16 protein-coding genes and 2 pseudogenes are annotated in these 14,441 nt (G+C 61.9%); all 18 read left to right on the top strand.

Features of this window, described 5'->3' with window-relative positions:
• Positions 1 to 40: 40 nt before the first annotated feature.
• Positions 41 to 442 (top strand): CopG family transcriptional regulator, encoded by a 402-nt coding sequence (locus tag ACWTU7_RS27530; RefSeq protein WP_455846557.1) that lies wholly within the window; start codon positions 41 to 43, stop codon positions 440 to 442.
• A gap of 213 nt (positions 443 to 655) precedes the next feature.
• On the top strand, positions 656 to 1,654 hold the full coding sequence (gene trbB / locus ACWTU7_RS27525) for a P-type conjugative transfer ATPase TrbB (protein WP_455840987.1): 999 nt from the start codon (positions 656 to 658) through the stop codon (positions 1,652 to 1,654).
• Complete coding sequence (locus ACWTU7_RS27520; RefSeq protein ID WP_455840986.1) at positions 1,617 to 1,967, top strand: TrbC/VirB2 family protein; 351 nt, start codon at positions 1,617 to 1,619, stop codon at positions 1,965 to 1,967. Before trbB ends, ACWTU7_RS27520 begins: the two co-directional genes overlap by 38 nt.
• Positions 1,967 to 2,230, top strand: coding sequence for a VirB3 family type IV secretion system protein (locus ACWTU7_RS27515; RefSeq protein ID WP_455840985.1), 264 nt, complete (start codon positions 1,967 to 1,969; stop codon positions 2,228 to 2,230). The genes ACWTU7_RS27520 and ACWTU7_RS27515 overlap by 1 nt, the downstream gene beginning before the upstream one ends.
• Before the next feature lie 11 nt (positions 2,231 to 2,241).
• Positions 2,242 to 4,791, top strand: a complete 2,550-nt coding sequence (gene trbE / locus ACWTU7_RS27510) for a conjugal transfer protein TrbE (protein ID WP_455840984.1) — start codon at positions 2,242 to 2,244, stop codon at positions 4,789 to 4,791.
• Positions 4,788 to 5,537: a P-type conjugative transfer protein TrbJ gene (trbJ, locus tag ACWTU7_RS27505; RefSeq protein WP_455840983.1), complete on the top strand. Its 750-nt coding sequence runs from the start codon at positions 4,788 to 4,790 to the stop codon at positions 5,535 to 5,537. Before trbE ends, trbJ begins: the two co-directional genes overlap by 4 nt.
• A 12-nt stretch (positions 5,538 to 5,549) precedes the next feature.
• Positions 5,550 to 5,876: a putative entry exclusion protein TrbK-alt gene (gene trbK-alt, locus ACWTU7_RS27500; protein ID WP_455840982.1), complete on the top strand. Its 327-nt coding sequence runs from the start codon at positions 5,550 to 5,552 to the stop codon at positions 5,874 to 5,876.
• Positions 5,873 to 7,270 (top strand): P-type conjugative transfer protein TrbL, encoded by a 1,398-nt coding sequence (trbL, locus tag ACWTU7_RS27495; RefSeq protein ID WP_455840981.1) that lies wholly within the window; start codon positions 5,873 to 5,875, stop codon positions 7,268 to 7,270. The genes trbK-alt and trbL overlap by 4 nt, the downstream gene beginning before the upstream one ends.
• Positions 7,267 to 7,953, top strand: a complete 687-nt coding sequence (gene trbF / locus ACWTU7_RS27490) for a conjugal transfer protein TrbF (RefSeq protein ID WP_455840980.1) — start codon at positions 7,267 to 7,269, stop codon at positions 7,951 to 7,953. Before trbL ends, trbF begins: the two co-directional genes overlap by 4 nt.
• Complete coding sequence (gene trbG / locus ACWTU7_RS27485) at positions 7,953 to 8,999, top strand: P-type conjugative transfer protein TrbG (protein WP_455841027.1); 1,047 nt, start codon at positions 7,953 to 7,955, stop codon at positions 8,997 to 8,999. The genes trbF and trbG overlap by 1 nt, the downstream gene beginning before the upstream one ends.
• Complete coding sequence (locus tag ACWTU7_RS27480) at positions 8,996 to 10,204, top strand: TrbI/VirB10 family protein (protein WP_455840979.1); 1,209 nt, start codon at positions 8,996 to 8,998, stop codon at positions 10,202 to 10,204. The genes trbG and ACWTU7_RS27480 overlap by 4 nt, the downstream gene beginning before the upstream one ends.
• The gene (locus tag ACWTU7_RS27475; RefSeq protein WP_455840978.1) at positions 10,201 to 10,356 is read left to right on the top strand and encodes a DUF2274 domain-containing protein; all 156 of its coding nucleotides are present in this window, start codon (positions 10,201 to 10,203) and stop codon (positions 10,354 to 10,356) included. Before ACWTU7_RS27480 ends, ACWTU7_RS27475 begins: the two co-directional genes overlap by 4 nt.
• Positions 10,344 to 10,574: a DUF2274 domain-containing protein gene (locus ACWTU7_RS27470; RefSeq protein ID WP_455840977.1), complete on the top strand. Its 231-nt coding sequence runs from the start codon at positions 10,344 to 10,346 to the stop codon at positions 10,572 to 10,574. The genes ACWTU7_RS27475 and ACWTU7_RS27470 overlap by 13 nt, the downstream gene beginning before the upstream one ends.
• A gap of 514 nt (positions 10,575 to 11,088) precedes the next feature.
• A pseudogene (locus ACWTU7_RS27465) lies at positions 11,089 to 11,405 on the top strand (helix-turn-helix domain-containing protein); the annotation flags it as partial.
• A gap of 122 nt (positions 11,406 to 11,527) precedes the next feature.
• The gene (locus ACWTU7_RS27460; RefSeq protein WP_455846556.1) at positions 11,528 to 12,694 is read left to right on the top strand and encodes a TlpA disulfide reductase family protein; all 1,167 of its coding nucleotides are present in this window, start codon (positions 11,528 to 11,530) and stop codon (positions 12,692 to 12,694) included.
• Between the two features lie 415 nt (positions 12,695 to 13,109).
• On the top strand, positions 13,110 to 13,271 hold the full coding sequence (locus ACWTU7_RS27455; RefSeq protein ID WP_455841752.1) for a hypothetical protein: 162 nt from the start codon (positions 13,110 to 13,112) through the stop codon (positions 13,269 to 13,271).
• 481 nt (positions 13,272 to 13,752) lie between these two features.
• A pseudogene (locus ACWTU7_RS27450) lies at positions 13,753 to 14,072 on the top strand (IS630 family transposase); the annotation flags it as partial.
• A 125-nt stretch (positions 14,073 to 14,197) separates the two neighbouring features.
• Positions 14,198 to 14,441: TlpA disulfide reductase family protein (locus ACWTU7_RS27445; RefSeq protein WP_455841753.1), on the top strand; the 244-nt coding region annotated here is incomplete at its 3' end.

Raw genomic sequence — 14,441 nt, 5'->3', positions numbered from 1 at the left:
GAAAAAGCGCCGCCTGTCTGCCTATCTGGAACCGGAGGTCATGAATGCGCTTGCCGACTACGCCGCCAAGAGAGATGTGTCGCTGTCGCTGATCGCCGAGGCAGCTATCGCCTCTTTTCTGTCTCCGGATGCTGAGGAGCGCAAAGAGGCGGCAATCACAAGGCGGCTCGACCAGATCGAGCGGCGCGTTCAGCGCGTCGAACGCGATCTCGGTATCTCGATCGAGACACTGGCGTTGTTCGTGCGCTTCTGGCTCACCTCAACTCCGGCCTTACCTGACGCCGCTCAGCCTGAAGCGCGCGCGAAAGGTCGGCAGCGCTATGACGCTTTCGTCGATGCGCTCGGGCGCAGGTTGAGCAAGGGGCCAAAGCTCAGCCAAGAAATTGCAGAGGACATTGCGCCTCCAGCATCGACGGACACGGCTGAGTCGCATCCGGGATAGTGGGCCGAGGCGGTCGTCAGCTCGTCTGCACCGCATTTTGCAAGTCTCTGCACGTCGCGTTGCTGCCGGCCGTTTTCCTTGTTGCAACGCTCACATTCCTGCTTCTTCTAATCATCCCCGTCAGCGGTGCGAAACAAATCGCCCGAGAAAATGGGGATCATAGTGGCAGACAATCAAAATGCCGGCAGGGAAGCAGTGTCGCGTGGGGCGCGCATGCTGCGCACAGCGCTCGGCCCGGCTATAGCCGGGTTTCTTGAAGATCCCTCGATTGTCGAGGTGATGCTGAACCCAGATGGCCGCCTGTGGGTCGACCGGCTGAAAGAAGGCCTGTCACCCGCCGACGAGATGCTGATCCCGGCAGATGGCGAGCGGATCATCCGGCTCGTTGCGCATCACGTCGGCGCCGAAGTACATCCAGGCGCTCCGCGCGTCTCGGCCGAACTGCCTGAAACGGGTGAACGGTTTGAAGGCCTGTTGCCACCGGTTGTAGCCGGCCCCGCTTTTGCCATCCGCAAGCCGGCCATCGCCGTGTTCACGCTCCAGGATTACGTAGGCGCCGGCGTAATGACTGAGGCGCAGGCCGACGTGCTGCGGCTCGCCATTGAAAAGCGTAAGAACGTATTGGTCGCCGGTGGCACGTCGACCGGCAAGACGACGCTGGTCAACGCGCTGCTGGCAGAGGTTGCCAAGACCTCCGATCGAATCGTGCTGATCGAGGATACGCGCGAGCTGCAGTGTGCTGCGCCTAATCTTGTGGCCCTGCGGACCAAGGAGGGCGTCGCGTCGCTCTCCGATCTGGTCAAGTCGTCGCTGCGGCTTCGCCCCGACCGTATCCCGATCGGCGAAGTACGCGGCGCGGAAGCACTCGACCTCCTGAAAGCCTGGGGCACCGGCCATCCAGGTGGCATCGGTACCATCCATGCGAGCACCGCACTCGGCGCGCTGCGCCGACTTGAGCAACTCGTACAGGAAGCCGTTGTCACGGTTCCTCGCACTCTGATCGCCGAGACGATTGATCTCGTTGCTGTGCTCGCAGGACGCGGTTCAGCCCGTCGCCTCGTCGAGATCGCGCTCGTTGACGGGCTCGATCCCGCCACCGGCGACTACCGCATGCTCGAAGCCAAAATCGAGGCCAATCCAACCATGAATCCCGAGTCATCCATGGAGCTTCAGAATGAACCCGATCCGCTTCACTTCATCGTCTATCCCTAAGCTTGGTGCGGTCCTCGCGCGCGCTGCCACGGCTACCACGATCGGGGCCATGATGATTGTTCCTGCACACGCCGCCGGTTCTTCCATGCCGTGGGAGCAACCGCTTCAACAAATCCTCGAATCGATCGAAGGACCGGTCGCCAAGATCGTCGCGGTGATCATCATCATCGTCACCGGCCTGTCGCTCGCCTTCGGCGACACTTCGGGCGGATTCCGCCGTCTGATCCAGATCGTGTTCGGCCTGTCCATCGCCTTCGCGGCGAGTTCGTTCTTCCTTTCGTTCTTCTCGTTCGGCGGTGGAGCGCAGATCTAATGGAAGAGGATGTCCGCGGCTTCTTCGCACCGGTCCACCGGGCGCTCACCGAACCGATCCTGCTCGGCGGCGCACCGCGCGCGGTCGCTATTGTCAACGGCACGCTGGCCGGCGCGGTCGGTCTTGGGCTGCGACTCTGGTTCGCCGGCATCGTGATCTGGGCCATCGCTCATTTCGCGGCCGTGCTGGCAGCCAAGCGCGACGCCCAGTTCCTCGACGTGGTTCGCCGGCACCTGCGCTATCCCGCGCATTTCGGCTGCTGAGAGGCTTTCCCATGATGAACCTCGCCGAATACCGCAAACGGCCATCCTGCCTCGCCGACTATCTGCCCTGGGCTGCATTGGTGGCCTCGGGCATCGTGCTCAACAAGGACGGCTCGTTCCAGCGAACCGCGCGGTTTCGCGGCCCCGATCTCGACAGTGCCACGCCTGCCGAACTGGTCGGCTCGACGGCCCGCCTCAACAATGCGCTGCGTCGGCTCGGCTCCGGCTGGGCGATCTTCGTCGAAGCCGCCCGACTTACAGCGCAGGACTATCCGGCAGGGCTTTTTCCTGACAGCGCGTCAGCGTTGGTCGACCTTGAACGCCGCGAACAGTTCGAGGGTGGCTCCTACCATGGATCACCCGGGCAGGGCTGTGGCGAGTCCCATGCTGAGCTCTTCGAAAGCAGTTACTTTCTGACCTTTGTCTGGCTGCCGCCGGCCGAGGAAACATCCCGGATGGAAAGCTGGCTCTACGAAGGCCGCGAAAAGAGCGGCGTCGACCCCGTGGAGCTTTTGAAGAGTTTTGTCGACCGCACCGACCGTGTGCTCAACCTGATCGAAGGTTTCGTTCCCGAAGTCGACTGGCTCGATGACGCCGAGACGCTGACCTATCTGCACTCGACGATTTCAACCAGGCGCCATCGTGTCCGTGTTCCCGAGACACCGATGCATCTCGACGCGCTGCTGGTCGATCAGCCGCTCGCCGGCGGGCTGGAGCCGCGGCTCGGCGAGTCCCATCTGCGCACGCTCACAATCATAGGCTTCCCGACCGCGACCTTTCCTGGGATTCTCGATGAACTCAACCGACTTGCCTTCCCATACCGCTGGTCGACGCGGGCAATCATGCTCGACAAGACCGACGCGACCCGCCTGCTGACAAGGATCCGCCGGCAGTGGTTCGCCAAAAGGAAGTCCATCGCGGCGATCCTCAAGGAGGTGATGACCAATGAGGCATCGGTCCTCGTCGACACGGACGCCGCCAACAAGGCAGCCGACGCGGACGCCGCACTTCAGGAACTCGGCTCTGACCAGATCGGCGAGGCCTACGTCACCGCGACGGTGACGGTGTGGGATCTCGATCCGTCAATTGCTGACGAAAAACTCCGGCTGACGGAAAAACTCATCCAGTCACGCGATTTCACGGCGATCGTCGAGCGTGTCAACGCCGTCGAGGCCTGGCTCGGCAGTATCCCGGGCCATGTCTATGCCAATGTCCGCCAGCCACCGCTATCGACGCTAAACCTCGCCCATATGATCCCGCTTTCGGCGGTCTGGGCAGGTCCCGCAATGGACGAGCATTTTGGCGCGCCGCCATTGTTATTCGCCAGGACGGAAGGCTCAACGCCCTTCCGGTTCAGCCTGCATGTCGGCGACGTTGGACACACGCTTGTTGTCGGCCCGACCGGAGCTGGCAAATCGGTCCTGCTCGCACTGATGGCGCTGCAGTTTCGGCGTTACCCAGACAATCAGGTCTTTGCCTTTGATTTCGGCGGATCGATCCGTGCGGCCGTGCTCGCCATGGGGGGCGATTGGCAGAATCTCGGCAGCAGTGCATCGAGCGGGCAGGGCCCGGACGATCCGCTTGCGCTGCTCAAATTGGCTGATCTGTCCGACGACATCGGCGACGTCTCGCTGCAACCTTTGGCCGGCATCCATCACATGCCCGAACGGGCCTGGGCGGCCGACTGGCTCGTCGACATTCTCCTGCGCGAAGGCGTACCCGTCACGCCGCAGGTAAGGGAATATCTGTGGTCGGCGCTGACATCGCTCGCCAGTGCGCCGCTCCAGGAGCGGACACTCACCGGCCTGTCGGTGCTGCTGCAATCCGCGCCATTGAAGCAGGCGCTGCGGCCCTACTGTATCGGCGGCCCGTTTGGCCGGTTGCTCGACGCCGAACACGAGCGTCTCGGTGAAGCATCCGTTCAGGCGTTCGAGACCGAAGGGCTGATCGGCACCGGTGCTGCGCCCGCTGTGCTCGCCTATCTGTTCCACCGCATCGAGCAGAGGATGGACGGCAGGCCAACACTGCTGATCATCGACGAGGGCTGGCTGGCGCTGGACGACGGCGCTTTTGCCGATCAATTACGCGAATGGCTGAAGACGTTGAGGAAGAAGAACGCCTCCGTCGTCTTCGCTACGCAGTCGCTCTCCGACATCGCCGGATCGCCAATCGCGCCTGCCATCGTCGAGAGCTGCCCGACGCGGCTGTTTCTGCCGAACGAGCGCGCCATCGAGCCGCAGATCACCGACATCTATCGCCGCTTTGGATTGAACGACCGCCAGATCGAGATCGTCGCCCGAGGGACTCCGAAGCGCGACTACTATTGCCAGTCCAGGCGCGGCAATCGGCTGTTCGAGTTGGGCCTCGGTCCGATCGCCCTCGCGCTTTGCGCCGCCTCGTCAAAGACTGATCAGGCCTCAACTGAGCGGATCATCGCGGAGAGCGGCCCTGCCAATTTTCTCGAGGCTTGGCTTGCCGATCGCGGTCTCTCCTGGGCCGCTGACCTCGTTCCCCACCTCACCAACATCGTCGACCAATCCGCAAAGGAGGTTTCGTCATGAATTCTGTCCCCAACCGTCTCCGCGCCCGGCATCTGGCTGCTGCTGGTGTTGTCGCCGTGGGCGTCGCCCTGTCCTGCGGCCCGGCGTCGGCACTGATCGTCTTCGATCCCAGGAATTATGCGGAGAACGTACTCTCGGCCGCGCGCGCGCTGGAGCAGATCAGGAACCAGATCGCCTCCCTGCAGAACGAGGCGCAGATGCTGATCAATCAGGGAAGAAACCTTACCTCGCTGCCGACATCGCTGCTTGGCCAGATCGAGGACAATTTCTCTGAGATGAAGAGCCTGCTCGGCGAGGCCGACAAGCTTGCCTACAGGGTCCAGGACATCGAGAGCCAGTTCAAGTCGACCTACGGGAATTTCGGCTCGGATCTCTCCAGCCGGCAGCTTGTCGATGATGCGCGTGAACGCTGGCAAACTTCGGTTGCTTCATTCGAGCATTCGTTGAAGGCCGGAGCTGTCGCCGTCGACAACATCGAGGGGACACGGGAGCAGACGAGTGCGGCCGTCGACGCCAGCCAGTCGGCGGTCGGTATTCTGCAGGCGACGCAGGCCGGCAACCAGCTTCTCGCCGTTCAGGCAAGGCAGGTCGCCGATCTCACCGCAATGATGGCCGCCCAAGGGCGGGCCGCAGCCCTTGAGAGCGCCAGGCAAGCAGCCGCCCAGGAACAGGCGCGAGAACAGTTCAGCCGGTTCATGACAGGCAAAAACTACAGCCCGAGCAGCGTGCGCATGTTCCACGACTAAGGACTTTCTCCGATGGACTTCAAGACGACCGCCCGCTTGATCGGGGTGACGGCGCTCGCACTGGCGGTCGCCATCACCATTATCTCGCGCAACGACGACAAATACACTGCTCCGCCAATCCTGCGCCCGGCCGATCCCGATAGCGGTCCGCTGGTCCGGGAGCTCACGCGTTGCCGCACGCTCGGCGAACAGGCCACCCGCGACATTGCCTGTAAGGCGGCCTGGGAAGAAAGCCGACGCCGCTTCTTCATGCCCGGCAATCGCGACAAACCGGAGTGGCCGGCCGACGACCGGTTCGGCCGGATCGACCGCTCGATCGGCGAGGACAAGACGCCATGAACGATACCGGCGTGATTGACCGCTTTCTCGAAACCTTCACCCGATACATCGATTCCGGCTTCGGCCTGCTCGGTGGTGAGGTCGCCTTTCTCACCTCAACCCTGATCGTCATCGACATCACGCTTGCGGGAATATTCTGGGCCTGGGGCGCTGACGAGGACGTGCTGCACCGGCTGGTGAAGAAGACGCTCTATATAGGCTTCTTCGCCTTCATCATCGGTAACTTCAATCGTCTCGCCGGCATCGTCTTCGAGAGCTTTTCCGGGCTCGGCCTCAAGGCGGGAGGGTCGGCACTTTCCGGTGCCGCGCTGCTGCAGCCAGGCCGCGTCGCGCAGGTTGGCATTGACGCCGGCAATCCTATCCTGGAAGCCGCCAGCCAGTTGATGGGCTACGTCTCCTTCTTCGAGAATTTTGTCCAGATTGCCGTTCTGATGATCGCCTGGGCAATTGTCCTCATCGCCTTCTTCATCCTGGCCGTGCAGATCTTTGTCACGCTCATCGAGTTCAAGCTGACGACACTTGCCGGCTTTGTGCTGATTCCGTTTGCGCTATTCAACAGGACGGCCTTCCTCGCCGAAAAAGTCCTCGGCAATATCGTTGCTTCCGGTGTGAAAATTCTCGTGCTCGCCGTCATCGTCGGCATCGGCTCGGGTCTCTTTGGCGAATTCACCCAAGGCTTCGCTGAACAACCCACGATCACGGATGCGCTGTCACTTGTGCTCGGCGCTCTTTCCCTGATGGGGCTCTCGATCTTCGGCCCGGGCATTGCGACAGGGCTCGTCTCAGGAGCGCCGCAACTCGGCGCGGGGTCTGCAGTCGGCACGAGCCTCGCCGCCGCCGGACTAGGCGCAGCGGGTTACATGGGCACGCGTGCGGGACTGAGTGGTGCCGCAAGTGCCGTTGGCGCCGCAGGGCGCATGTCGGCTGCTGCGGTGCGAGGCGGCGCTCATCTGGCGGGAAGTACGTCGACTGCTTATGGGCTCGCCGCAGCAGCGTCGGGACAGCGCGGTGCCGGCGCAGTCGCCGCCGGTCTCGGCGGTGTCGCTCGAGCCGGGGTCGGGGTCGCCCTTCAGCCGGTCAGGCAAGCCATGTCGCGCGCCGCGTCGGCGCTCGGCAGCAGCAATCAATCCGGTCGTTCTGCGGGATGGAATGCTACCGGCGGGCAATCGCCTGTTGGCAGCATGACCGCAGCCGCAAACGATCCCTCCTTTGCCAGACCGGCCACCGCGTCCCCTTCGAACTCCACAGCCGGCTCGCCGCCGGAATGGGCCACTCGCATGAAGCGTGGCCAGGCCCTGAGCCATGGGGCCGGCTTGGCAGCGCATACCGTCCGCTCTGCCGATCATGGCGGCGGCTCGATGAATGTTTCTCTCCATCAGGATGACCACCGATGAATCCTTTCAAACGACCTTCCGTCCGGTACGGCAAGACGACCCAGCCGGAGACGCCGTATCAGCGCGCAGCCCAAGCGTGGGATGAGCGCATTGGCTCGGCGCGTGTGCAGGCGAAAAGCTGGCGGCTGATGGCGTTCGGGTCGCTCGTGCTCGCCGGCGGCTTCGCGTCGGCATTGGTCTGGCAATCGACGCGGGGTTCCGTCGTTCCCTGGGTGGTTCAGGTCGACAAGTTTGGCGAGGCCCAGGTGGTGGCACCGGCCATGGCCGACTTCAAGCCGACGGATCCGCACATCGCATGGCATCTCGCCCGCTTTATTGAGCAGGTGCGAAGTATCGCGGACGATCCTGTCATCGTGCGCCAGAACTGGTTGCGCGCCTACGACTACACAACCGATCGTGGCGCCACCTCTCTCAACGACTACGCCCGCCTGAACGACCCTTTTGCTAAGGTCGGCAAAGTCCAGGTCGCAATCGAGATCTCGAGCGTCATCCGTGCCTCACCGGACTCGTTTCGCGTCGCCTGGACCGAGCGCCGCTACGAGAACGGCAGCCTGGCCGGCACCGAACGCTGGACCGCCATCCTCACCATCATCATTCAACAACCCCGCGATGCCGAGCGGCTGAAAGCCAATCCGCTCGGTGTCTACGTCAACGCCATAAACTGGTCGAAGGAGCTTTCATGATGCGTCCCGCACGAACACCGACAAGGGGCCAACGGGCGGCGCGCGTGCTTGCCGCAGGCCTGCTATCCGCGACAGCGCTCGTCGGCTGCGCCTCGAAAAAATACATTCCGCCCGAGATCGACTACGACGATGCCGCGCCTGCCGTCCAGAAGGCCGATGCGCCTAGCCCCGTGAAGGTGGTCGAACTGCCGAAGCCTCTTCCGCTCCCCGGTCAGTTGAAGTCGGTCAAAAACAGCGGCAAAGCGAAGGCGGAGGTTGCCGACCCGAAGCTGCGCATAAGCCAGGCGAACGAGGCCGCGCGAATGCAGCCCGTCCGCGACGGCTTCATCAACGCAATCCAGCTTTATCCCTGGAGCGAGGGCGCGCTCTACCAGATCTATGCCGCCCCGGGCCAGGTTACCGACATCGCTTTGCAGCCGGGCGAGCAACTTGTCGGCTCCGGTCCCGTCGCCGCCGGCGATACCGTTCGCTGGATCATCGGTGATACGCAAAGCGGGGCAGGGGACCGGCGTCAGGTCCACATTCTCGTCAAGCCGACGCGCCCCGATCTCCAGACCAACCTAGTCATCAACAGTGACCGTCGCACCTATCACCTCGAGCTACGCTCGACCGAGAAAACCTACATGGCCTCTGTCTCCTGGCAGTACCCGCAGGATCAGTTGATTGCCCTGCGTCGGCAGAACGCACAGGCTTCCGCTGCGCAGCCTGTGGCTTCCGGCGTCGACATTCAGAAACTCAACTTCCGCTATCGGATCGAGGGCGACCCAGCACCCTGGAAGCCGCTGCGCGCTTTCGACGATGGCGCAAAAGTCTATATCGAATTCCCATTGGGCATCGGCCAGGGTGAAATGCCGCCTCTCTTCGTTGTTGGTCCGTCAGGCGGCTCCGAACTGGTCAACTACCGCGCCCGCCAGAACTACTATGTCGTCGACCGGCTGTTTGCCGCGGCCGAACTGAGGCTGGGCGACAAGACGAGCGAAAAGCGCGTCCGGATCGTGCGCACCGACGGGAAGAAGCCGCGGCGCGGCGTGGGGCTGTTTCGATGAGCGAAACTTCCAATTCATATAACCCGGCTATCGAAGCGGAGCTGCGGCTGCGACCAGAGCCCGCAAGGGTGACGCGACTGTCGCGCAAGGTGCTCATTGGCCTTGGCGGCGTCGCAAGCGTCGCGATCCTCGGCACGCTGATCTGGGCGCTCGATAGCAGACGGCGCGGCAACGAGCAGTCATCCGAACTGTTCAGCACGGAAAACCGAGCCACCGCCGACGGACTGCAAGGCCTGCCGAAGGACTATTCGGGCGTCCCGAAACTCGGGCCTGCATTGCCCGGCGATCTCGGACGGCCAATTCTGCGCGCGCAAGAGCGAGGTCAGCAGATTCAGGTCCCAGACATCCAAACACCGCGTGCCGACCCTGAAGAACAACGTCGCCTGGCCGAGATCGAGGCCGCCCGCGTGGCGAAGCTGTTTACCGACAGCAATTCGCGGGCCAATTCAGCGCGACAGAGTTCTGGCGCAAACAGTGGCGGCTACGCTTTGTCAGGATTGGCGTCGCCGCCCGAACTGCCCGCGCTCGAGCTGGGCTCACCACAAAATATGCAGGACCGCAAAACTGCCTTCGTCAATGCCGCGCCCGACCGCCGTACCGTCAGTCCCGATCGCCTCGCCGAAAAAGCGTCCCCCTACGTCGTCCAGGCCGGAACGGTCATTCCAGCTGCCCTCATCACTGGCATCCGCTCCGACCTGCCCGGTCAGATCAGCGCTCAGGTCACGCAGAATGTCTATGACAGCCCGACAGGGTCATACCTGCTCGTCCCCCAAGGAGCAAAACTGATTGGCCAGTATGACAGCCAGGTCGCCTTCGGCCAGTCGCGCGTGCTGCTGGTGTGGAACCGGCTCATCATGCCCAATGGCACCTCGATTGTGCTGGAGCGCCAGCAGGGCACGGATGCTGAAGGGTTCTCTGGGCTCGAGGACGAGGTCGACCATCACTGGGGCCAGCTGTTTCGGGCTGCAGCGCTCTCGACGCTGCTTGGCACCGGCACCTCGCTTGGTTCCAGCAACGAAGAAAGCGATATCGCCAAGGCCATTCGCGAAGGCGCACAGGATTCGCTCAGCAATGTCGGCCAGCAGATCGTGCGCAATCAGCTCAATGTCCAGCCGACGCTGACAATCCGGCCGGGTTTTCCGGTTCGCGTTATCGTCAATCGCGATCTTGTGCTGGCGCCATATGGCGCGAAGGATCCATCATGACCAAGCTGAAACTCTCTGCAATTCCCGACGATCGGCCAGTTAAGATCACGCCGGCGACCGTTCATCGCGATCTGATCGCCTATGCCGATTCTCTGAACGGTCAACATAACTCTGTCGCACCTTGTATAGGAGGCGGCGCATGGGAAACCTGAAACTTGGTCCATTGCCGAAATTCGGGACGGTCCGCATGACGATCGCGCTTCCCGAGCCGCTTAAGGACGAACTGGAGCGCTACGCGGCGGAATACAGCCGCTTGTATGAGCCCGTCGAAGCGGCGACTCTGATCCCCCATATGCTCGAGGCCTTCATGCGATCGGATCGCGGCTATCGCAGCCGCAAAGCGCAAGCGGCGCGAGGACAAGTCCGTTAACATGGGGTCGGGCCGCGTCGACACCGGCGTGCAACCAATCTGAGGCGGCAGGGATCATCAGCCTGGCGGCTCCGCGTTCCGCTGAGGCCCATGCCGAGATCCGATCTCCAGCGCTGAGCTGCCGTCCGACAGGCTTGAGGTCTGCATCCAACGCGTCAGGCGCCTCATTTGAGGCGAAGCAGCGCGTAAGAAGGAAGACGGTGCTGAGGCAGCGCAGCAAGCTAAAGATGATATCCTGCTCGCGACAGAGGCGGCAACCCGCGCCGCGCCGCGCCTCATCAGTCGCGCTAGAGAAAGTCAGCGATCGGCAGGCAGGCTGGCTGTTCTGCACGAGGCAAAGACAGGTCGTGGAGATCGCGCGCGTACTTTTGATCAGGGCCGAAGTGCTGCTGCTCAACGAGCGTCAATTTTACCGCCAGCGAGCGCTAAAGCCCATCCAGGGATCGATGAAATTAATTGTGATGTGACACAGGTTTGCCAAGCTGATTCAACGTCCACTTTAATGAGGTGGATGATGGCAAGGGCACTCAGCGAGGACCTTCGGTCGCCGGTTTTGAAGGCTTGCGATGAGGGTATGTCGGCGCGACAGGCGGCGGCGCGGTTCGGCGTGGGGATATCGAGTGCGATCCGTTGGATTGCGCGGCGAAAATCGGCGAGCGAACGCCTCGGCCACAGGGCTGGCGGCGCGCCTCCGGTCTCGATGCGCATGAAGCCTTCATCGCCGGGTTGATCAAGGCTTGCAAGGACATCACGCTGGACGAGATGGTTGAACTGCTGGCCCTCGAGCGGTCGGCTCGCATTGGTGGCAGTGCCTTGAGCGTGCTGGCACGGCCTTTGTTCAAGACGAATGGCAACCCTGCTGAGGGCTGACCACGCAAGACGTGCGAATCTTTTAGTTAGTGTGTTCCGTTTCCGACAAAGACACACATTTGGCAATAGCTTTGGAGAGCGACATGGTAGTACTTGGAATGAATTCCCCGGCCCCCGCCATCAAGGTGCAGAGCTGGCTGCGTGGCGAGCCGCTGACAGCCTTCCAGCCTGGGAAGCTGTACATCGTCGAATTTTGGGCGACGTGGTGTGGCCACTGCGTGTCGGCGATGCCCCATCTGGCGGAGCTGCAGGAGAAATACCAGGATCGCGGCCTCGAGGTCGTCGCAGTCGCAGCTTCTGAAAAAGCTCCAACCGCGGACGAGGCGCGAACCAAGTTGGACGCGTGGTTGACCGAAAACTGCTCGTATCTGAACTATCGGATCGCGTTCGACTTCACAGGCGAAATGAACAAGCTTTGGAGGAAACCCAGCTTCTCCCTCGGGATTCCGACCTCGTTCGTTGTCGATCGTGACGGCGCCATCGCCTTTATCGGTCTTCCAACGGACCTCGCTGAGGTCTTGCCCGAAGTGATCAACGGCAGCTGGCGCACCAGCAAGCAAGCGAAAGCCGGCGATGCGAAGCGGATTGCCGAAGGCGAAGCCGAAATGGTGAAGATGCCGATTTTGGAGAAGTATTACGCGGCGTTCAAGGCACAGGAGTGGCACACGGCGCTCTCGGCCATCGAAGAGGGTGTCGCCTTGTTCCCGGACGATCCCGATATCCGCACGTGCCATGCGAATCTGCTGCTTCACGAAATGCGCGACATGCGGGCGGGCATGCCGGTCATCCAGCTCTTGGTTCGCGACGCGATCAACAAAAATTCCGTGGATTGGTTGTCTCAGGTGCTGGAACAACTCTTCCATCCGGAGGAGGACTATTCGTACCTTCCGTCTGCCGAGCGCTTCGCGATGGGCAAGGAGCTGTCCGAACACATCCTGGCTCTGCATCCCCCGGCAGGCGACGGCGCGTTCCCGGCGCTCGGTCAGTACTTTTACGAGAGCGGCGACAAGGATCGCGCGATCGAGTTGATCGAAGTGGCACTGAAGTCGCTCGCGGATTGGCAGCATGGCTCAGACGAACTGAAACAGAAGCATGGACCGGGGTTGCTGCAGGCCCTGGCCAACTACAGGGGTGAGAAGGTTTGTTCAGGAGATCTCTGTGCGGTTCCACAAAAGGATTTCCTGAAACCAAACCGCATCCGGAAGACGGAAGATGAAGGGGATGACACGTCGGAAAATGCTTTGGCCTGATCGGGCGAATTTTGGCGAGTGCATGCGCGTCGCAAGTACGCCGTAAAGGGCGAGTGAAGTCTGGGTCTGTGCGCCGTTGCCATCCTGGGTTGGATGTTATGCTGTCCCTGAGCCCACTTTGCGCGCAGCAGCAAAGGCCTGCCTCACGGGCTCAGGCGGGCCGTCGTCAATGATGGCCGGTTGGCGCCGCGCCAAAAAAACGGTGAGCTAAAGTCGCGGCATTGGTTCTCCAAAAAAAACGGAGCGTCTTCGGCGCGAACCTTGTTGGAAGCGGTACTCCTCGCGCTATCCTGCTAGCAGCGTAGCCAAGGTGCAGGAGTTCGCCTGCACCCCAGAACCGGCTCTGCAGCCGCCCCTTCGGTTCAACTTCTCCATCGATGCCCCGAGACATGGGTCGTATAGTCTGGACAAACTCTTGGCCGTCAAGGTCGGCCGCAAGCAGATCCGGCCAGATTTAGCTGCGCCCATGTTGTCGCCGTTCATGCCACGGATCGAGCGTTCGCTTGGGTCCGCCGCGGCACCAAAGGCCGCGAATTTCGCGCGCGGAACGATGATGGAGCATCAGAACTCGGGATGATGCTTGCGTAGAAACGCGAGCAAGTTGGGATCTGTGCCCAAGGAGGCAACAACAGCACTGACGAACCCGCAATGGCAAGGTGGCCTCTTCGATCCGTCCTTCAGCGGCTGGCCATCGTCGTGGCTCGTTGATTCAAGCCCCTCAAACGTGTCGTCCAGATCTTTCAAACGGTGCGGAGCCAACGCAGTGTAAAGACGCTATCCTGCTCGCGATTGAGGGCGGCAACCCGCACGGCGCCGCGCCTCATCAATCGCGCTAGAGAAAAGTCAGCGATCGGCAGGCAGGCTGGCTGTTCTGCACGAGGCAGACAGGTCGTGGAGATCGCGCGCGTACTTTTGGCCAGCTCCGAAGTGCTGCTGCTCAACGAGCCGACTGTCAATTTTACGCCGGCGAGCGCTAGAGCACATCCACAGATCGATGAATTGATTGTGATGTGACACAGCTTTTCTGAGCTGATTCAACGTCCACTTTAATGAGGTGGATGATAGCAAGGACACTCAGTGAGGGCCTTCGGTCGCTGGTTTTGAAGGCTTGCGATGAGGGTACGTCGGCGCGACAGGCGGCGGCGCGGTTCGGCGTGGGGATATCGAGTGCGATCCGTTGGATGGCGCGGCGAAAATCGGCGAGCGAACGCCTCGGCCACAGGGCTGGCGGCGCGCCTCCGGTCTCGATGCGCAGGAAGCCTTCATCGCCGGGTTGATCGAGGCTTGCAAGGACACCACGCTGGACGAGATGGTTGAACTGCTGGCCCTCGAGCGGTCGGCACGCATTGGTCGCAGTGCCTTGAGCGTGCTGGCACGGCCTTTGCTCAAACTGACGAATGGCAACCCTGCTGAGGGCTGACCACGCAAGACGTGCGAATCTTTTAGTTTGTGTGTTCCGTTTCCGACAAAGACACACATTTGGCAATAGCTTTGGAGAGCGACATGGTGCTTCGAATGGATTCCCCGGCCCCTGCCATCAAGGTGCAGAGCTGGCTGCGTGGCGAGCCGCTGACAGCCTTCCAGCCTGGGAAACTGTACATCGTCGAATTTTGGGCGACGTGGTGTGGCCCATGCGTTTCGGCGATGCCCCATCTGGCGGAGCTGCAGGACAAATACAAAGACAGCGGCCTCGAGGTCGTCGCAGTCGCAGCTTCTGAAAAAGCTCCAACCGCGGACGAGGCGCGAA

It is taken from the genome of Mesorhizobium sp. BHscii, assembly GCF_053848065.1.
The sequence above is the reverse complement of the archived record's forward strand: the minus strand, read 5'-3'. Positions and strand labels throughout refer to the sequence as shown.